At 74.1% G+C, this 19,384-nt stretch carries 17 protein-coding genes; 12 read left to right on the top strand and 5 right to left on the bottom strand.

Translation table 11 applies throughout. The annotated features are described in order from the left end of the window. Positions 1-134: 134 nt before the first annotated feature. The gene (locus tag ACF068_RS18635; protein WP_392275340.1) at positions 135-977 is read left to right on the top strand and encodes a hypothetical protein; all 843 of its coding nucleotides are present in this window, start codon (positions 135-137) and stop codon (positions 975-977) included. Positions 978-1,062: 85 nt separating this feature from the next. Here the strand turns inward: ACF068_RS18635 and disA are convergent, their stop codons facing one another. Further along, complete coding sequence (gene disA, locus ACF068_RS18630; RefSeq protein ID WP_031077317.1) at positions 1,063-2,187, bottom strand: DNA integrity scanning diadenylate cyclase DisA; 1,125 nt, start codon at positions 2,185-2,187, stop codon at positions 1,063-1,065. Between the two features lie 224 nt (positions 2,188-2,411). Continuing rightward, positions 2,412-3,821: a DNA repair protein RadA gene (gene radA, locus ACF068_RS18625; protein WP_392275339.1), complete on the bottom strand. Its 1,410-nt coding sequence runs from the start codon at positions 3,819-3,821 to the stop codon at positions 2,412-2,414. A gap of 198 nt (positions 3,822-4,019) precedes the next feature. Here radA and ACF068_RS18620 point away from each other — a divergent pair, with 198 nt between their 5' ends. Next, a complete protein-coding gene (locus ACF068_RS18620; RefSeq protein WP_392275338.1) occupies positions 4,020-5,837 on the top strand; it encodes a hypothetical protein in 1,818 nt (605 codons plus the stop codon). Positions 5,838-5,858: 21 nt separating this feature from the next. On the opposite strand, the gene ACF068_RS18615 is transcribed toward ACF068_RS18620, so the two are convergent. Next, entirely contained in the window at positions 5,859-6,692 is an 834-nt protein-coding gene (locus ACF068_RS18615; RefSeq protein ID WP_392275337.1) for a hypothetical protein, read from the bottom strand. Between the two features lie 39 nt (positions 6,693-6,731). Between ACF068_RS18615 and ACF068_RS18610 the strand changes: the two genes are divergently transcribed. The 4 genes from ACF068_RS18610 to ilvD all read left to right on the top strand — a co-directional run bounded on the left by ACF068_RS18610 (position 6,732) and on the right by ilvD (position 11,176). Then, positions 6,732-7,664, top strand: coding sequence for a Ppx/GppA family phosphatase (locus ACF068_RS18610; protein WP_392275336.1), 933 nt, complete (start codon positions 6,732-6,734; stop codon positions 7,662-7,664). Positions 7,665-7,708: 44 nt separating this feature from the next. Then, on the top strand, positions 7,709-8,515 hold the full coding sequence (locus tag ACF068_RS18605; RefSeq protein WP_392275687.1) for a sugar phosphate isomerase/epimerase family protein: 807 nt from the start codon (positions 7,709-7,711) through the stop codon (positions 8,513-8,515). Positions 8,516-8,621: 106 nt separating this feature from the next. Next, positions 8,622-9,230 carry a TetR family transcriptional regulator gene (locus ACF068_RS18600; protein ID WP_392275335.1) on the top strand — a complete coding sequence of 203 codons (609 nt, stop codon included), beginning with the start codon at positions 8,622-8,624 and terminating at the stop codon, positions 9,228-9,230. A gap of 92 nt (positions 9,231-9,322) precedes the next feature. Continuing rightward, positions 9,323-11,176, top strand: a complete 1,854-nt coding sequence (gene ilvD / locus ACF068_RS18595; RefSeq protein WP_392275334.1) for a dihydroxy-acid dehydratase — start codon at positions 9,323-9,325, stop codon at positions 11,174-11,176. 156 nt (positions 11,177-11,332) lie between these two features. Here the strand turns inward: ilvD and ACF068_RS18590 are convergent, their stop codons facing one another. Beyond that, on the bottom strand, positions 11,333-13,489 hold the full coding sequence (locus tag ACF068_RS18590) for a PQQ-binding-like beta-propeller repeat protein (RefSeq protein WP_392275686.1): 2,157 nt from the start codon (positions 13,487-13,489) through the stop codon (positions 11,333-11,335). 154 nt (positions 13,490-13,643) lie between these two features. Here ACF068_RS18590 and ACF068_RS18585 point away from each other — a divergent pair, with 154 nt between their 5' ends. The 6 genes from ACF068_RS18585 (at position 13,644) to proC (ending at position 17,622) form a co-directional block, all read left to right on the top strand. After that, the gene (locus ACF068_RS18585; protein ID WP_392275333.1) at positions 13,644-13,958 is read left to right on the top strand and encodes a peptidase; all 315 of its coding nucleotides are present in this window, start codon (positions 13,644-13,646) and stop codon (positions 13,956-13,958) included. Positions 13,959-13,983: 25 nt separating this feature from the next. After that, complete coding sequence (locus tag ACF068_RS18580; protein WP_392275685.1) at positions 13,984-14,505, top strand: hypothetical protein; 522 nt, start codon at positions 13,984-13,986, stop codon at positions 14,503-14,505. Positions 14,506-14,740: 235 nt separating this feature from the next. Next, positions 14,741-15,508, top strand: a complete 768-nt coding sequence (locus ACF068_RS18575) for an ABC transporter ATP-binding protein (RefSeq protein ID WP_392275332.1) — start codon at positions 14,741-14,743, stop codon at positions 15,506-15,508. Further along, on the top strand, positions 15,505-16,242 hold the full coding sequence (locus ACF068_RS18570) for an ABC transporter permease (protein ID WP_392275331.1): 738 nt from the start codon (positions 15,505-15,507) through the stop codon (positions 16,240-16,242). Before ACF068_RS18575 ends, ACF068_RS18570 begins: the two co-directional genes overlap by 4 nt. 9 nt (positions 16,243-16,251) lie before the next feature. Further along, positions 16,252-16,803: a GNAT family N-acetyltransferase gene (locus ACF068_RS18565; protein ID WP_392275330.1), complete on the top strand. Its 552-nt coding sequence runs from the start codon at positions 16,252-16,254 to the stop codon at positions 16,801-16,803. 9 nt (positions 16,804-16,812) lie between these two features. Beyond that, positions 16,813-17,622: a pyrroline-5-carboxylate reductase gene (gene proC, locus ACF068_RS18560; RefSeq protein ID WP_392275329.1), complete on the top strand. Its 810-nt coding sequence runs from the start codon at positions 16,813-16,815 to the stop codon at positions 17,620-17,622. Between the two features lie 94 nt (positions 17,623-17,716). On the opposite strand, the gene trpS is transcribed toward proC, so the two are convergent. Further along, positions 17,717-18,715: a tryptophan--tRNA ligase gene (gene trpS, locus ACF068_RS18555; protein WP_392275328.1), complete on the bottom strand. Its 999-nt coding sequence runs from the start codon at positions 18,713-18,715 to the stop codon at positions 17,717-17,719. Between the last annotated feature and the right edge of the window lie 669 nt (positions 18,716-19,384).

The raw sequence follows: 19,384 nt of genomic DNA, 5'->3' as shown, positions 1-19,384 counted from the left end.
GTTACGGACGGTACCTGGCCCCCGGAGCCCGCCCGACCGGAGCCCGGTCGTTCGAGTGTGATCATCGGCAAAACTTGGTGCACGGGCGGCGGGTGGGGCGGGAGTTGGCGGCGATCTCTCGTACAGTTCGGTCCGTGGGATCTCTGCGCAATCCGGTCGGGCCGCTTCCCTCCTCCATCTACTGGCGACGGAGGGCAGTCGCGGCGAGCCTGGTCGCGCTGCTCGCGCTGCTGATCGTATGGTTCGTCAGCTCCGGCGACGGCGACGGGAAGAAGGGCGGCGACCGCTCCGACGGGGCCGCTCCCGCCACCTCCATCACCCCGGGACCCTCCCGTCCCGGAGCGGCGATCAGCGAACAGCCGGGCGGACGCGACGAGTCGGGCCCCGGCGAGGGCGACGACGGCGGCAAGAACGGTGACACGACGTCACCGGGCGACGGCGACCCCGGTTCGGACACGGGCGGCGGCACGGGCGGCGGCTCCGGCGCCGGAGCGGGCGACGGCACCGGTGCGGGAACCGGCGGCGGCGGAGCCGGCGGCACCAGCTCCGGTGAGCAGGTCCCGGCGAACTCCCCGCTCCCCAACTGCGCCCCCGGCACGCTCCAGTTGACGCTGCGCAGCGCCAAGGTGAGCTACGCGCCCGGCGAGAAGCCCCGCTTCCAGCTCGTCGCCCGCAACACCTCGGCCACCACCTGCAAGGCCGACCTCGGCCCCGGGACCGCCGTGCTGAGCATCAAGGACGACGAGGCCGACCAGGTCTGGTCGTCGAAGGACTGCCCCCGCGGTTCCGGCACGCTGCTGCTGCGCGTCCCGGCCGGCGGAAGCGTCACGCACACCCTGGAGTGGGACCGCCGGCCCAGCGCCCCGCGGTGCGCGACCCCGCCCGCGGCACCCGCCGGCCCCGGCACCTACCTGGTCGAGGCGACCGTGCCGGGCGCCAAGGTGATGCCCGCGTCGTTCACCCTCACCAAGGACTGACGCGCCAGGGAGTGTCCGTGAAGTACCGGCGTCCGCCCGGAGGGCGGGACAGGCGGGACTTTGCGGACACGACCTGGGACACGCCCTAGACGTACCGCTCCAGGATCGACGACTCGGCGAGCCGCGACAGCCCCTCCCGTACGCTGCGGGCCCGCGCCTCGCCGACCCCGTCGACCGTCTGGAGGTCGTCCACGCTCGCGGCCAGCAGCTTCTGGAGGCCGCCGAAGTGCTCCACGAGCCGCTCGATGATCGCCCCGGGCAGCCGGGGCACCTTCGCCAGCAGCCGGTAGCCGCGCGGCGAGACCGCCGAGTCGAGCGCCTCCGGCGACCCGGTGTATCCCAGGGCGCGCGCCACGATCGGCAGTTCCAGCAGCTCGGCGTGGCTGAGCGCGTCCAGCTCGGTGAGCGCCTCGGCGACCGTACGGGACCGCTTGGCGGTGGGCTCCGGCACGTAGTCGCGCACCACCAGCTCCCGCTCCGGCTCGACGCCCGCGATCAGCTCGTCCAGCTGGAGGGCCAGCAGCCGGCCGTCGGTGCCGAGCTCCACCACGTACTCGGCGATCTCGGTGGCGATCCGGCGCACCATCTCCAGGCGCTGGGCGACGGCCGTGACGTCCCGGACGGTCACCAGGTCCTCGATCTCCAGCGCGGAGAGCGTGCCGGCGACCTCGTCCAGACGGAGCTTGTACCGCTCCAGCGTCGCGAGGGCCTGGTTGGCGCGGGAGAGGATCGCGGCCGACTCCTCCAGCACGCGGCGCTCACCGTCGACGTACAGCGCGATCAGGCGCATCGACTGCGACACGGACACCACGGGGAACCCGCACTGCTTCGACACCCGGTCCGCGGTGCGGTGCCGGGTGCCGGTCTCCTCGGTGGGGATCGACGCGTCCGGGACCAGTTGTACGCCGGCCCGGAGGATCTTGGTGATGTCCTTGTCGATGATGAGCGCGCCGTCGAGCTTGCACAGCTCGCGCAGCCGGGTCGCGGTGAACTCCACGTCCAGGACGAACCCGCCCGTGCACATCGACTCGACGGTCTTGTCCATGCCGAGGACGATGAGACCACCGGTGTTCCCGCGGAGGATGCGCTCCAGACCGTCGCGCAGCGACGTACCCGGCGCGACCGCGCTCAGGGATGCGCGCATCAGCGCTTCATTGCCGGAGCCCGCGCCGGACTTTCCGGGAGCTGCTGCCCCGTCCTTGGCTGCCACTGCACTCCTCCGGCTCGTACGGATGGGCGAGACCTGGGCAAAGTCTAGCGACCCCGTCCCGACCCGTCGGGCTCCCGCCCGGTCCGCCCCGTAATCGCCCGGCCCGGGCGCGGCCCCCGCAGCCGGCCGGTGCGGCCGCTTCCGGGCCCGGTGGGCGGCGCCCCGGCCCGCCGGCCGCTGCCAGGCCGGCCGCACGGCCACGCGCGGCGCCGCGGGTGGCGGCGTCAGCTCCGGGGGGCCTCCTCCCGCGCCGGGGCGCGGCGCCGCGAGCGGGGGAGGACCCGGAGCGCGTCGCCCATGTCGGCGACCTCGGTGACCGTCATGCCCACCGGGACCTTGCCCGGGTCGACCGGGACCAGCGCGTGCGTGAAGCCCAGCCGGTGCGCCTCGGCCAGGCGCCGCTGGACGCCCGTCACCCGCCGCACCTCGCCGGCGAGGCCGACCTCCCCGATCGCGACCAGGTTCTTCGGCAGCGGGGTGTCACTCGCCGCCGAGGCCAGCGCCAGCGCCACCGCGAGGTCGGCCGCCGGTTCGGACAGCTTCACCCCGCCGACCGTCGCGGAGTAGATGTCCCGCTTGCCGAGGGCGGTGATCCGGCCGCGCTGTTCGAGGACGGCCAGCATCATGGAGACGCGTGACGTCTCCAGGCCGGACGTGGTCCGCCGGGGCGACGGGATCTGGGAGTCGACGGTCAGCGCCTGGACCTCGGCGACCAGCGGGCGGCGGCCCTCCAGCGTGACCGTCAGGCAGGTGCCGGGCACGGCTTCCGCGCGGCGGGTGAGGAAGAGGCCCGAGGGGTCGGCCAGCCCCGTGATCCCCTCGTCGTGCAGTTCGAAGCAGCCCACCTCGTCCGTCGCCCCGTACCGGTTCTTCACGCCGCGCACCAGCCGCAGCCGGGCGTGCCGGTCGCCCTCGAAGGACAGGACGACGTCCACGAGGTGCTCCAGCAGGCGGGGGCCCGCGATGGCACCGTCCTTGGTGACGTGCCCGACGAGCAGGGTGGACATGCCGCGCTCCTTGGAGGCGCGGATGAGCGCGCCGGCGACCTCGCGGACCTGCGCCATGCCGCCCGGGGCCCCGTCGATCTCGGGGGAGGCCACCGTCTGTACGGAGTCCAGGACGAGGAGCGAGGGCTTGACGGCGTCCAGGTGGCCGAGGACGGCCGACAGGTCCGTCTCCGCCGCCAGGTACAGGTGGTCGTCGAGCGCGCCGATCCGGTCGGCCCGCAGCCGGACCTGGCTCGCGGACTCCTCGCCGGTCACGTAGAGCGTGCGGTGGTCCTCGCTCGCCGCCTTCGCCGCCACGTCGAGGAGGAGCGTGGACTTGCCGACGCCGGGCTCGCCGGCGAGCAGGACGACGGCACCCGGCACCAGGCCGCCGCCCAGGACCCGGTCCAGCTCGTCCACCCCGGTCGTCCGGGCCGTGGCCTGCCGGCCGTCGACCTGGCCGATCGGGAGCGCGGCGGTGGAGACGCGTCCCGCCGCGGTGGTGCGGACCGCGGGCGCGCCGTACTCCTCCACCGTCCCCCAGGCCTGGCACTCGGGGCAGCGGCCGAGCCATTTGGCGGTCGTCCAGCCGCACTCGGTACAGCGGTAGGAGGGCCTGTCCTTGGCGGATTTCGTACGGGCAGCCATGCGGAAGACCGTAGCGGTCCCCACTGACAACCCTGCCCGCGCGGGGCTGGCGGGGCGGCGGGGGCATCAGGGGCGTGGGAGGGTGACCGGCGCGGAATCTGCGCTTCCTGTCCCCTTTTGAGGGATACGTTCACCCGTAAGGATTAAAAGTGTGGAAGGGGTACGAAGGGTGTGCCTTCCACTGCCTACGGTCGCCGGGTGACGAGCAGCAGGCTGGAAACTCCCACGCACACCACCGGCGCACACCGGGCACGGCGCCGCGCGCCCCGGTCCGGGCCCCGCACCCTGGCCCAGCGCCCGCCCGCCCGGTACGAGGCGTACCTGGACGGCCTGTTCACGTACTGCCTGTCCGTGCTCTGCGACCACGAGGCGGCCACCTCGGTGCTGGGCGACGTACTGGCCGTCTCCGAGCGGCAGTTCGGGCGGTGCCCCGGCGGCGACCCGGAGCGGAAGGCCTGGCTGTACGCTCTGGCCCGCTGGGCGTGCCTCCGGGAGCTGGCCGAGCAGCGCAGACGGCGCAGACAGCAGGGCCAGGGGGCGCACGCCGCGCGCCCCGCCCCCGCCCCGCCCCCCGCCTCGGGCCACGACCCGGCGCCCACGGGCCCTCCCGCGCCCGGCCCGGCCTCCGCCCCCTCCGCCCCCACCGCCCCGCCCCTCACCGCGCCCGCCGCCGACGCCCCGCGCGTACCGCCCGGGACCGCCGAGGCGCGCCGCCGGGAACTGGCCCTGCTCGCCTGGCCCGAGGCGGCCGGCACCACCCCCGAGCAGCGCGAGGCACTGGAGCTGGCCGTACGGCACCGCCTCGACGCCCCCCAGGTGGCCGCCGTCCTCGGCATGGAGGTGTCCGCCACCCGCGAGCTGCTCTCCGCCGCCGCCTGCGAGGTGGAGCGCACCCGGGCCGCCCTCGCCGTGGTCGAGACGGGCACCTGCCCGGCCGTCGCCCGGCTCACCGGCGACAACGAGCTGCTGCTCTCCGCGACCCTCCGCCGGGAGCTCGTCCGGCACGTCGACGACTGCCCGCGCTGCCGCCGCGCCGCCGAGCGCGCCGGGGCCGGCGGGCCGTGGCCCGGCTCGTCCGTCACGCCCGCCGAGCTGCCGCTGGTCGAGGCGCCGAGGGCGGCGGCGTACGTCGCGATGCTGCACGTCCCGCGCGCCCGGGCGGGCGGACCGCGGTTCGGGCGGGACGGCTTCCCGCTGGACCCCAGGGACCACGCGGCCCGCCGCGACCGGATGCGCGCCCGGGCGGTGACCACCACGGTCGTGGCCACCGTGGTCGCCGCGCCGGTGCTCGCCCTGTGGGCCGCCTACCGGGGGGCGCCGGTGACCGGGGAGGGGCGGGACGGTGTGACGGTCAGCGCCGCCGACGCCGCGGTCGGCGACCCGCGCGGGAACGGCGCGGAGAGCCGGCCGGACCACTACGAGAACGCGGGCAGCGCGCGGACCGACCGCGCCCGCCGTCCCGCCGCCGGTTCGTCGCACGTCTCCGTCGAGGTCATCAGTACCGGTACGCCCCCTCCGCCGGCCGCACCCGGCCGCCCGGGCCCCGGCCGCATCACGGTCACGGCGCAGCCGTCCGGCGGTGACTCGACGATGCTCACGCTCACGGCGTCGGGCGGCACACCGGTCGCCTGGTCCCTGTGGACGGACGCCCCCTGGCTCTACGCCAGCCGCGCCTCCGGCACCCTCGCCCCGGGCCGGTCGGTCACGGTGTACGTCACCGTCGACCACACCCGCGAACCGTCGGGCGACTGGACCGCCCGCGTGGGCGTCGACCCGGCGGGCGCCGTGGTGGAGATCGACGGCCGCGGGGCGCCCCGCCCGCCGTCCCACCCGGGCCCCGCCCCGCACACCCCCACCCCGTCCACACCGGCGACGACCCCGCCGCCGTCCCCGGACCCCACGCCGACGCCCTCCGCGTCCGCGCCGCCCTCGACCCCGCCGCCGTCCCCCGACCCCACGCCCACGGACACCCCGCCGCCCACGGCCGACCCGTCGACGGCCCCGCCGCCCGGCTAGCCCACCGGGCCGGGCAGCGTCCTAGCCCACCGGGTCCGCCGGGTGCGGGGCGACCAGCGGGAGCAGCGAGGACAGGCGGGCCTCGCACAGCCCGGCCAGCACCTCGTACGCCTCCTTGCCCATCAGCTCCGTCAGCTCCGGGCGGTACGTCACGTACACCGGCTCGCCCGCGCCGTGCGCCGACGTCGCCGAGGTGCACCACCAGTGCAGGTCGTGGCCGCCCGGTCCCCAGCCCCGGCGGTCGTACTCGCCGATCGAGATCTGGAGCACCCGGGTGTCGTCCGGGCGGTCGATCCAGTCGTACGTACGCCGCACCGGTAGCTGCCAGCAGACGTCCGGCTTGGTCTCCAGCGGCTCGCGCCCCTCGCGCAGCGCCAAGATGTGCAGCGCGCAGCCCGCCCCGCCCGCGAAGCCCGGACGGTTCTGGAAGATGCAGGAGCCCTCCCAGCGGCGCGTCTGGCGCTCACCGTCCTCGTCGAGCTGCACCCACCCGTTCGGTGACGTGCCCTCGTCGTGGAACTGCCACAGCTCGGGGGTCAGGCGCGCCACGTGCGTGGCGACGCGCTCCTCGTCGTCCTCGTCCGAGAAGTGCGCGCCCAGCGTGCAGCAGCCGTCGGCCGCGCGCCCTGCCTGGATGCCCTGGCAGCCGCTGCCGAAGACACAGGTCCAGCGCGACGTCAGCCAGGTCAGGTCGCAGCGGAAGACCTGCTCGTCATCGGCCGGGTCCGGGAACTCCACCCACGCCCGGGGAAAGTCCAGGCCCTTTTCATCGGATACGTCCGGTACGGGAAGTCCGAGGGACTTGTCGTGCTTCTTGGCGGGCTTCGTGGGCTTCGCCTTCTTCGTCTTTGGCACACTCCAAGCGTATGCGCCGGGCACAGTAGCGTTCGGGGCATGAGACTCGGAGTCCTCGACGTCGGTTCGAATACGGTGCACCTGCTGGTGATGGACGCCCATCCCGGCGCCCGGCCCCTGCCCGCCCACTCGCACAAGGCGGAGCTGCGGCTCGCCGAACTGCTCGACGCGGACGGCTCCATCGGCGCCCGTGGTGTCGAGAGGCTCGTCACCATCACCCACGACGCCGTGCGCACCGCCGAGGACAAGGGCTGCGAGGAGGTCCTGCCCTTCGCGACCTCCGCCATCCGCGACGCGGCCAACGCCGACGCCGTGCTGAAGCGGGTCAGGGACGAGACGGGCGTGGACCTCCAGGTCCTCACCGGCGAGGAGGAGGCCCGCCTCACCTTCCTCGCCGCCCGCCGCTGGTTCGGCTGGTCGTCGGGCAAGCTGCTGCTCCTGGACATCGGGGGCGGGTCCCTGGAGATCGCGTACGGGTTCGACGAGGAACCCGACGCGGCCGTGTCCCTGCCGCTGGGCGCCGGGCGGCTGACCGCCGGCTGGCTGCCCGGCGACCCGCCGGACCCCGCCGACGTGCGGGCGCTGCGCCGCCACGTACGGGCGGCGATAGCGCGTACGGTCGGGGAGTTCGCCCGGTTCGGCCGGCCGGACCACGTCGTCGCCACGTCCAAGACGTTCAAGCAGCTCGCGCGGCTGGCCGGCGCTCCCGGCTCGGGCGAGGGTCCGTACGTACAGCGGGAACTGAGTCGTACATCACTGGAGGAGTGGGTCCCCAAGCTCTCCGCCATGACCGCCGAGCAGCGCCGCGCCCTCCCCGGGGTCTCCGAGGGCAGGGCGCCGCAGCTCCTGGCGGGAGCCCTGGTCGCGGAGGGTGCGATGGACCTCTTCGGGGTCGAGGAACTGGAGATCTGCCCATGGGCACTGCGCGAGGGAGTCATCCTGCGTCGGCTGGACCACCTCCCGGCCGCCTAGCGGGTGCCCGTACTCTGTCCCACGTGGCTGAAACGTCGGAATCAGTGCTGCGCATCCCCGATGCGAAGGTCGCCCTGTCGACGGCCTCGGTCTATCCGGAGTCGACGGCGACCGCCTTCGAGATCGCTGCCCGCCTGGGCTACGACGGCGTCGAGGTCATGGTGTGGACCGACCCCGTCAGCCAGGACGTCGAGGCGCTGCGCCGCCTCTCCGACTACCACGGGGTGCCGGTCCTCGCGGTCCACGCGCCCTGCCTGCTGATCACCCAGCGGGTGTGGTCGACCGACCCGTGGGTGAAGCTCCAGCGCGCCCGGGCGGCGGCCGAGAAGCTGGGCGCGTCGACGGTCGTCGTCCACCCGCCGTTCCGCTGGCAGCGGCAGTACGCGCGCGACTTCATCGACGGCATCTGGCGGATGGCGGACGAGACGGACGTACGGTTCGCGGTCGAGAACATGTACCCGTGGCGCTACCGCGACCGCGAGATGCTCGCGTACGCGCCGGAGTGGGACGTCAGCAAGGACGACTACCGCCACTACACGATCGACCTCTCCCACACCGCGACCGCCCGCAGCGACGCCATGGAGATGATCGGCCGCATGGGGGACCGGCTCGGCCACGTCCACCTGGCCGACGGCCGGGGTTCGGCGAAGGACGAGCACCTGGTGCCGGGGCGCGGCACGCAGCCGTGCGCCGAGCTGCTGGAGCACCTCGCGCGCACCGGCTTCGACGGCCATGTGGTGATCGAGGTCAACACCCGGCGCGCGATGTCGGCGGCCGAACGCGAGGCCGACCTGGCGGAGGCGCTCGCCTTCACCCGTCTCCACCTCGCCTCCTCCGCCCGCGTCCGATGACCGCTTCCCGCCGCCGCCCCGCCGCCCCGCGCCCGGCGGCCGCGTCCCGCACCGCCGCCCGTACCGCGTCCCGCACCGCCGCCCGCACCGCACCGGCGGGGCTCCGGTGACCGGGGAGCGCCGGGGGCGGGGGCGGCCGTCCAGGGCGGAGGCCGTCGAGGGCCCGGGCGCGCGGGAGCGCATCCTCCAGGCCGCCCGCGCCGAGTTCGCCGAGCGCGGCTACGACAAGACGTCGGTGCGCGGCATCGCGAAGGCGGCGGGCGTCGACCCGGCGCTGGTGCACCACTACTTCGGGACCAAGGACGAGGTCTTCGCCGCCGCCGTCGAGGTGTCCTTCGAGCCGGCGCTGGTCATCCCGGCGATCGTCGGCGGGCCCGCCGAGGGCATCGGCGAGCGGCTGGCCCGCTACTTCATCTCCGTGTGGGAGAACCCCGCCACCCGCGCCCCGCTGCTCGCGATCCTCCGCTCGGCGCTCACCCACGAGGCGGCCGCGAAGGTGCTGCGCGGCTTCGTGCTGCGCCGGCTGCTGGAACGGATCGCCGACGACCTCGACGTACCGGATCCGAAATTCCGCGCGGAGCTGGCCGCCTCGCACATGATCGGCATCGCGATCATGCGCTACGTGATCCAGGTCGAGCCCCTGGCGTCCGCGCACCCGGACGACATCGTGGCCATGGTCGCGCCCACCCTCCAGCGGTACCTGACCGAGGACTGAGCCGGCCGTCCCGGTATGCGGACGGTCTGTCCAGATCTTGGAGCCGGAGCGTAGGCTCGAAGAGTCACATCCGTCCGAAGGAGCGAGCGACGATGCCCGAGCTGAGGTCCCGCACTGTCACCCACGGCCGCAACATGGCGGGCGCCCGCGCCCTTATGCGGGCCTCCGGTGTACCGGGCGCGGACATCGGCCGCAAGCCGATCATCGCCGTCGCCAACTCCTTCACGGAGTTCGTGCCGGGCCACACCCACCTCCAGCCGGTCGGCCGGATCGTCTCCGAGGCGATCACCCAGGCGGGCGGCATCGCCCGCGAGTTCAACACGATCGCCGTCGACGACGGCATCGCCATGGGCCACGGCGGCATGCTGTACTCCCTGCCCTCCCGCGACCTGATCGCGGACAGCGTCGAGTACATGGTCGAGGCGCACTGCGCCGACGCGCTGATCTGCATCTCCAACTGCGACAAGATCACCCCCGGCATGCTGATGGCCGCCCTGCGCCTCAACATCCCGGCGGTCTTCGTCTCCGGCGGTCCCATGGAGGCCGGCAAGGCCACCCTGGTCGACGGCACGGTCCGTACGCTCGACCTGGTCGACGCCATCTCGGACGCCGTCAACGAGAAGATCTCCGACGCGGACATCCTCCGCATCGAGGAGAACGCCTGTCCGACCTGCGGTTCCTGTTCCGGCATGTTCACCGCCAACTCGATGAACTGCCTGACCGAGGCCATCGGCCTCTCCCTGCCGGGCAACGGCTCGACCCTCGCCACCCACACGGCCCGCCGCGCCCTGTACGAGAACGCCGCCCGCACGGTCGTGGAGCTGACCGACCGCTACTACGCCCAGGGCGACGAGTCGGTCCTGCCCCGCAACATCGCCACCACGGCCGCCTTCGAGAACGCCATGGCCCTCGACATCGCCATGGGCGGCTCCACCAACACGATCCTGCACCTGCTGGCCGCCGCCCAGGAGGCGGGCGTCCCCTTCGGCCTGGAGGAGATCGACGCCGTCTCGCGCCGCGTCCCGTGCCTGGCGAAGGTCGCGCCGAACGTCGCGAAGAACCGCACGTACTACATGGAGGACGTCCACCGCGCCGGTGGCATCCCCGCCCTGCTCGGCGAGCTGCACCGCGCCGGGCTGCTCAACGAGGACGTGCACAGCGTCCACAGCCCCTCGCTCTCCGACTGGCTCAAGACCTGGGACGTGCGCGGCGGCTCGCCGTCGGCCGAGGCCGTCGAGCTGTGGCACGCCGCCCCCGGCTGCGTCCGCTCCGCCGAGGCGTTCTCGCAGTCGGAGCGCTGGGAGACCCTGGACGTGGACGCCGCCGAAGGCTGCATCCGCTCCGCCGAGCACGCCTACTCCAAGGACGGCGGCCTCGCCGTGCTGAGGGGCAACCTGGCGGTCGACGGCTGCGTGGTGAAGACGGCCGGTGTCGACGAGTCGATCTGGACCTTCGAGGGACCGGCGGTCGTCTGCGAGTCGCAGGAGGAGGCCGTCGACAAGATCCTCCGCAAGGAGATCACGGATGGCGACGTCGTCGTCATCCGCTACGAGGGCCCCAAGGGCGGCCCGGGCATGCAGGAGATGCTGTACCCGACGTCCTTCCTCAAGGGCCGGGGCCTGGGCAAGACCTGCGCGCTGATCACGGACGGCCGCTTCTCCGGCGGCACGTCGGGCCTGTCGATCGGCCACGCGTCGCCCGAGGCCGCCGCCGGCGGCACCATCGCGCTCGTCGAGGACGGCGACCGGATCCGCATCGACATCCCCAGCCGCTCCATCGAGCTCCTGGTCGGCGACGACGTCCTGGCCGCCCGCCGCGAGGCCATGGGCGGTACGTACGCGCCGAGGAACCGCGACCGCAAGGTGTCGGCGGCCCTCCGGGCGTACGCGGCGATGGCCACGAGCGCCGACAAGGGCGCCGTCCGGGACGTCTCCAAGCTCGGCTGATCGGGCTGCTCGGCCGATCGAGGTCCTCGGCCGGTCGAGTCCCCGGCCGAATGAGTCGTCCGGCCGATCGAGCTGTTCGGCCCTTCGGCCCTTCCGCCGTTCCGCCGTTCGGCCGATCGGCTGATCACCGGCCGGCCGGGCTCCGGGCCCGGCCGGTCACCAGCGGGCCGGGTCCTCCGCCGCCACGGCGAAGACCGACCCGTCCGGCGCCGTCGCCAACACCTTCCCGTCCGCGATGGCGGGCGCCGCCAGCAGCGCGGCGAACGTGTACCGCCCGCCGTCCATGCGCGGCTTGGTCACCCCCAGCAGCACGCCCCGCTCGGCGTCCACGGCCAGCAGCCGCCCGTCCGCCGCCGTCAGGTACACCCGCCCGCCCGCCACCACCGGGCGGGACGCGTGCGTCACCCCGGTCTCCAGGCGCCAGCGCTGCGCCCGCCGGGCGCCCTCCGGCCCGGTGCCCGCGCCGCCCCCGGCGCCGGTGTCCACGGCGGCGAGCGAACCGCCCGACCCGATCACGTACACCGTCCCGCCCGCCATCACGGCCTGCGCCTGGTCGGCCGGGACCGTCAGCGGCACCCGCCGGGCGGTGCGCGCGGCCAGGTCCAGCCGTACGACCGCCTCGGTGTACAGGTCCGCGTCGGCCGCGAGCAGCAGCAGCGCGTCCCCCGACGCCTGTACGGGACTGAGGGCGCCGCTCAGCCGCTCGGTCCACCGCACCCGGCCGTCCGCCGGGTCCAGCACGCTCACCAGGGTTGACGTCCCGTCGGGCGAGGCGGCCGCCGCGTACACCGCCCCGCCGCCGGTCACCCACTGGGCGCCCGGTGCGGCGAGCCGCCGCTTCCGCCACCGCTCGCTGCCCGTCGCTCCGTCCAGCGCGCGGACGGTGCCGTCGGCCGCCACCAGCAGCACGGTGTCCCCCGAGTGCAGGACGCCGGTGTACGAGGAGACGTCCGCGCTCCACCGGGTGGCGCCGGTGTCCGGGAGGAGCGCTTCGAGCCGGGCGCCACCCGGCGCGACCACATGGACCAGCCCGCCGGAGAGGACCGGGGCGGCGCCCGCCTCGGCGCCCGTCGCCCGCACCGTCCACAGGGCGCGCCCGCCGGCGGGGTCGAGGCGGGCGGCCTTGACCCCGGGGGCGGTGCAGTAGAGCGCGTCGTCGCCGCCGGCGGTGCACAGGGGCGTCAGGTTCTCGCCGCCGCCCGCGCCGAGCGTGGTGGCCCAGGGGCGGAACCCGCGGCCGGGGCCGGCCTGCGCGGCGGTGGCGGCCGGCTCGCCGTGCGGCCCGCCCCGGGCCCCGGCCGTCACCCCGGCCACGCCGCCCGCGACCAGGGCGGCGAGCACCGCGAGCCCGGCCGCCCAGCGCAGCCGCCGTCCGCGGGGCGTGACGGCGCGGGGGGCGGGGCGCGGCGCGGGCCCGGGGGCCGGCCGGGCGGCGGGGCGCGGAGCGGCCGGGCCCGGGACCGGACCGGGAGCCGGGTCGGGTGCGCGCAGCTCGCCCATCAGCTCGTCCGCCGTGGGCCGCAGCGCCGGGTCCTTCTCCAGGCAGCGCCGCAGCAGCGGGACCAGGTCCTCCGGTACGCCGGCCAGATCGGGCTCGTTGTGGACGACCTGGTAGGCCACGATGTACGGCGAGTTGGAGTCGAACGGCCCGCGCCCGGTCGCCGCGTGGACGAGCACGGCACCCATCGCGAACACGTCGGCGGCGGGGCCCACGTCCCGGGGCCGCTGGAACTGCTCGGGCGCCATGAACGGCGGCGTCCCGATCAACTTGCCGGTCTCCGTGCGCAGATCGCTGTCCATGGGGCGGGAGATCCCGAAGTCGATGACCTTCGGCCCGTCCGCGGCCAGCAGCACGTTGCTCGGCTTCAGGTCGCGGTGCACGACACCCGCCCGGTGGATGTCGCGCAGCGCCTCGGCGAGCCCCGCGCCTACCCCGCGCAGCTCCAGGGAGCCCAGCGGGCCGTTCCGCTTGACCCGCTCCGACAGGGTCGGCCCGTCGATGAAAAGCGTGGCCATCCACGGCCGCGGAGCATCCGGGTCCGCGTCCACCACCGGCGCGGTGAACGCCCCGCTGACCCGCCGTGCGGCCGCGACCTCCTGCCGGAAACGCGCCCTGAACTCGGCGTCCGCCGCGTGCTCGGCGTGCACCACCTTCACCGCGAGCCGCAGCCCCGAAGCGGACCTGGCCAGGTGGACGACACCCATGCCGCCCGATCCCAGGCACTCCTCCAGCCGGTACCGCCCGGCGTACTGCGGATGCTCCGCTTCCGGAGCCGGGCCCTGACCCGGCCCGGTACTGCGCAACGGCGGCATCGCCACCCCCGTGTGTGTTCGTCCGCGCGCGCCCCGCGTCCAGCGCGACGCACGGAGCCTAGTCGATGATGCGTGCGATGCCCTTGGGGCTTGTTAGCCTGCGCGCGGCGCGCTGCACGGGGCACGCGCCGCTACGGGGGAGGGCCGTACGGCCATGGAAGACACCACGGGAACGACCACCGGAACCGACGGCCAGGACGCCGTCCGGACCGCCTACACGGTGAAGCGCTACCCGGTGGCGCCCGGCCAGCGGGTCAACGTCCGCAGCGGCCCGGGCACCAACTACAGCGTGATCAAGGTGCTGCCCGAGGGCGTCCGCGTCCCGATCAACTGCCAGAAGCCGGGCACCACGGTCACCGGCCCCTACGGCACCACCAATCTGTGGGACAACATCGCCAACGGCCAGTACGTCTCCGACGCGTACGTGAACACCGGTACCGACGGATACGTCGCCGTGCGCTGCTCCTGACCGCCGCACCGGCCGCCCGGGGATAATCGACCCCGTGAGCGACCACACCAGCGACACCAGCACCAGCGGCACCCCCGCCGGGCCGCGGCCCGAGCCCCTCCGCTTCTTCGGCACGACCTGGGTCGGCCACGACGGCGGGTACGGGCTGCGGCGCGCCGGGGTCGCCGTGGGCTCCCTCGCCGCCGCGGCGGCCGGGGCGCTGGTCCTCCGCTTCGCCTACGAGGGCCTGACCGTCGCCGAGGTGGGCGGTTTCGTCAACGCCCTCGTCGTCGTCATGTTCGCGGTCTGCACCGCCATCGCCTTCAGCCGGACGTGGCAGGGCTTCACCCGCCGTCCCGCCGACCCCTCGCGGGAGGAGGCGCTGCGGAGCCTGAAGGCGATCGGCTTCCTCGGCTCCCTCCTGGCCTACTCCGTCCGCTCGCTCGTCGAGGCGCCGGGCGAGAAGCTGCTGCGCTCCGAGTACGAGACGGCTCTCGACCAGTACGAGAAGCGCCGCTCCCCCCGAACCGGCAACCCGTCCGCCCGCAAGAAGCGTTCCAAGCGCTGACCCACCCGCGCACTCGCGGCACGCGGGTCCCCCGCCCGTCCCCCCAAGCGCCCGCCCGCCCGCGGGCGCCCACCAGTCCGAGCAGCCCCGGCCGCACCGCGCCCGCAACGCTCGGCGCAAGCGCGCCTCAAGCCGCCCCACGCCCCACATCCCCGCCCCACGCCCGCGCCCCACCCCGGGATCCCCCGGCCCCCGGCTCCTTGACGCCCGCCCCCGTACGCGCAATATTCATCACATGATGAATTACGCGGGTCGGGCCATCGAGGCCCACGACCTCACCGTCGTCCGCGGCCGCCGCACCGTCCTGCGCGGCCTCACCTTCTCCGTGCCGCGCGGCTCCATCACCGGCCTCCTCGGCCCCTCCGGCTGCGGCAAGTCCACCCTGATGCGGGCCGTCGTCGGCACCCAGGCGAACGTCACCGGCACCCTGGACGTCCTCGGCCACCCCGCCGGCGACCCCGCCCTCCGCGACCGCGTCGGTTACGTCACCCAGGCCCCGTCCGTCTACGACGACCTCACCGTCCGGCAGAACCTCGACTACTTCGCCGCCGTCCTGCTCCCCGGCCGCGCCCACCACGACACCCGCGCCGAAGCGGTCACCCGCGCCCTCACCGACGTCGACCTCACCCGCCACGCCGACGCGCTCGCCGGAAACCTCTCCGGCGGCCAGCGCAGCCGCGTCTCGCTCGCCGTCGCCCTGCTCGGCACCCCGGACCTGCTCGTCCTCGATGAACCCACCGTCGGCCTCGACCCGGTCCTCCGCCGCGACCTGTGGGACCTCTTCCACCACCTCGCCCACGACCGCGGGGCCACCCTCCTCGTCTCCTCGCACGTCATGGACGAGGCCGAACGCTGCGACCGCCTCCTCCTCATGCGCGACGGCGAGGTCCTCGCCGACGACACCCCCGAAGCACTCCGCCGCCGCCACGACACCGCCACCGTCGAGGACGCGTTCCTCCGCCTCGTCGACGCCGCCGACGCCCTCCAGGAGGCCCGCCCGTGAACGCCGCCCGCGCCCTCGCCACCGCCGCCCGCGTACTGCGCCAGCTACGTCACGACCCCCGCACCATCGCGCTGATGCTCCTCGTCCCGGTCGGGATGATCGCCCTCCTCCGGTACGTGTTCGACGGCAGCCCCGGCACCTTCGACTCCATCGGCGCCTCCCTGCTCGGGATCTTCCCGCTGATCACGATGTTCCTGGTGACCTCGATCGCCACCCTGCGCGAACGCACCTCCGGCACCCTGGAACGCCTCCTCGCCATGCCCCTCGGCAAGCCCGACCTCATCGCCGGGTACGCCCTCGCCTTCGGACTGCTCGCCGTCGTCCAGTCCGCCCTCGCCACCGCGACCGCGCTCTGGGTCCTCGGCCTGGACGTCACCGGCTCACCCTGGCTGCTGCTCCTGGTCGCCCTGCTGGACGCCCTCCTCGGCACCGCCCTCGGCCTGTTCGTCTCCGCCTTCGCCGCCTCCGAGTTCCAGGCGGTCCAGTTCATGCCGGCCGTGATCTTCCCGCAGCTCCTGCTGTGCGGCCTGTTCACCCCGCGCGACACCATGCAGCCCGCCCTCGAAGCCCTCTCCGACGTCCTGCCCATGTCGTACGCCGTCAACGGGATGAACGAGGTGCTCCACCACACCGACATGACCACCGTCTTCGTCCGCGACGGCCTTGTCGTCGCCGGCTGCGCCCTCCTGGTCCTCGTCCTCGGAGCCGTCACCCTCCGCCGCCGCACCCCGTAGCCTCGCCGCATGATCGACTACGGACTGCACGACGCCACCGGCCGCCCCGTCACCCTCCACGAGGTGACCGACGACAACTGGCGGGCCGTCGCCGACGTCGCCCCCCGGGACGACCAGCGGACCTACGTCCCCGCCCTCGCCGCCCGCTACCTGCTCCTCTCCCAGCGTGAGGACGTCTGGCACTCACTCGCCGTCCTCGCCGGCGACGAGGTGACCGGCCACCTCATGTGGGCGCGCGAGGACGACGGCACCCACTGGATCGGCGGCATGCTCATCGACGCCGCCCACCAGGGCGGAGGGATAGGCCGCGCCGCCCTCCCCACCCTCACCGCCTGGCTCACGGCCAAGGAGGACTGCCGCGCCGTCCGCCTCTCCTACCACCCGGACAACACCCCCGCCCGCGCGCTCTACGAGTCGCTCGGCTTCGTCCCCACCGGCACCGTCGAGGACGACGAGATCGTCGCCGAGCTCGACCCCTCCTGTACCGCCCCTCGGACGCCCACACCCCGGACCGGCCCCCGGTGCGAGGATGGCGACACGTACCCCCACCCGGCGAGGTGAACAGCAGCCATGACCCAGACCGTCGCAGTCCTCGGTACCGGCAAGATCGGTGAAGCCCTGCTCAGTGGCATGATCCGGGCCGGGTGGCCGGCCGCCCACCTCCTGGTCACCACCCGCCGCTCCGACCGTGCCGAGGAGCTCCGCGCCCGCTACGGCGTCGAGACCGTCACCAACGCCGAGGCCGCCAAGCGCGCCGACACCCTCATCCTGGCCGTCAAGCCCCAGGACATGGGCAAGCTCCTCGACGAGCTCGCCCCCCACGTGGCCCCCGACCGCCTCGTCATCAGCGCCGCCGCCGGCATCACCACGGCGTTCATCGAGGAGCGCCTGGCCGCCGACACCCCCGTCGTCCGCGTCATGCCCAACACCCCCGTCCTGGTCGACGAGGGCATGTCCGTCATCTCGGCCGGCAGCCACGCCACCGGCGACCACCTCGCCCACACCGAGGAGATCTTCGGCGGCGTCGGCAAGACCCTCCGCGTCCCCGAGTCCCAGCAGGACGCGGCCACCGCGCTCTCCGGCTCCGGCCCGGCGTACTTCTACTTCCTCGTCGAGGCGATGACCGACGCCGGCATCCTCCTCGGCCTGCCCCGCGCCCAGGCCCACGACCTGATCGTCCAGGCCGCCATCGGCGCCGCCGTGATGCTCCGCGACAGCGGCGAGCACCCCGTCAAGCTCCGCGAAGCCGTGACCTCCCCGGCCGGCACCACCATCAGCGCCATCCGTGAGCTGGAGAACCACGGCGTACGCGCCGCCCTGATCGCCGCCCTCGAAGCCGCCCGCGACCGCAGCCGCGAGCTGGCCGGCGGCAACGGCTGACCCGCCCGCCGACGCCCCCACGCCCCCACGCCCCCGCCCGCCGCCGGCCCCGCCACCCCGGAGCCGGCGGCCCGCACCCGCCACCACCCGGCGCTCACCCCGGCGGCAGCAGCCCCACCGCCCGGTACGCCCGGTCCACCACCGGCCGCGCCACCCCCCGCGCCCGCTCGGCGCCCTCCCGCAGCACCGAGTCCACGTACCCGGGATCGGCCACCAGCGCCGCGTGCCGCTTCCGCAACGGCCGCAGGAGCTCCACCACCGCCTCGGCCACGTCCTCCTTCAGCGTCCCGTACGACGCGTAGGCACCGGTCAGCTCCGCCGGCTCCCCGCCCCGGCACGCCGCCAGTACGTCCAGCAGGTTCGCCACCCCCGGCCGGCCCTCCCGGTCGTACTCCACCTCCCGCCCGCTGTCGGTCACCGCGCGCATGACCTTCCGCCGCACCACGTCGGGCTCGTCGAGCAGATAGACGATTCCGGCACCGTTCTCGTGCGACTTCCCCATCTTCCCGGTCGGGTCCTGCAGGTCCATCACCCGCGCCGCCACCTTCGGCGGCGTCGCCCTCGGCACCGTGAAGGTGTGGCCGTACCGCTGGTTGAACCGCACCGCCAGATCGCGCGTGAGCTCCACGTGCTGCGTCTGGTCGTCCCCCACCGGCACCTCGTCGGTCTCGTACGCCAGGATGTCCGCCGCCATCAGCGCCGGGTACGTCAGCAGCGACACCCGTACGCTCTGCCCGGCCGCCCGCGCCGCCGCCGACTTCTCCTTGTACCGGATCATCCGCCGCAGCTCCCCGTCCGTGGCCGTGCACTCCAGCAGATAGGAGAGCCGCGCGTGCTCGTCCACATGACTCTGTACGAAGAGGGTGCACCGCTCCGGATCGAGCCCGGCCGCCAGCAGCAGCGTCACCGCCTGCCGGCTCAGCCGCCGCACCCGCGCCGGATCGTGCTCCACGGTCAGTGCGTGCAGGTCGACCACGCTGAACAGCGCGTCCGCCCGGTACTGGTCCACCTCGGCCCACCTGCGTACGGCCCCCAGGTAGTTCCCCAGCGTCAGGTGCCCGGTCGGCTTGACCCCACTGAAGATCCGCGTCATCGCGTTCTCCTCCGCCCTACGGTCGAGGCCCCCGCCACCGCGGCCGGGCCCCCCGGAGGGAGAAACACGAACGGCCGCCGAGGCGGCGGCCGTTGAGTGCATGCGTATCAGCGCGGCCGCCGTCAGGCGGCCCACCACTGGGTCGTGAACGCACGCGATGTCATGCCCGAAGACTACGCCCCCAGGCCCGGGGTTGACACGGCTTTGCTCGATCCGTACTGTTCTCCGGGTTGTCCGACGTGAGCGCCGACCCCGGTCGGTCCCCGGACAGCCATTCCGCAAGAACCACTCCAAGCGAGCGACGATCCGTCGCCCTGCTTTTCGTGCGCTTTTGCGAAATGAGGAATCCACGTTCGAACGAGCGCGGCCCCGATTAGCGTCGGAGCCCAGGAATCCGCTAAAGTCTCACTCGTCGGAACGGCCCAACGGCCGGAAAGACAAGCCCCGCTGACTGGGAATCAGGCCCGAAAGGATCTGATAGAGTCGGAACCGCCGGAAAGGGAAACGCGAAAGCGAAGAACAGCCCGGCAGCCCGCTCCAGCGGGTGGCGGAAACGGAAAACGGATCTGCTAAGCTGGAAACACGAAATACCGAAGGGAAGCGCCCGGAGGAAAGCCCGAGAGGGTGAGTACGAAGGAAGCGTCCGTTCCTTGAGAACTCAACAGCGTG

This window comes from Streptomyces sp. NPDC016309 (assembly GCF_043077235.1).
Taxonomy (GTDB): Bacteria; Actinomycetota; Actinomycetes; order Streptomycetales; family Streptomycetaceae; genus Streptomyces.
Note: the sequence above shows the minus strand (reverse complement) of the source record. Positions and strands in the feature narration are given on the sequence as shown.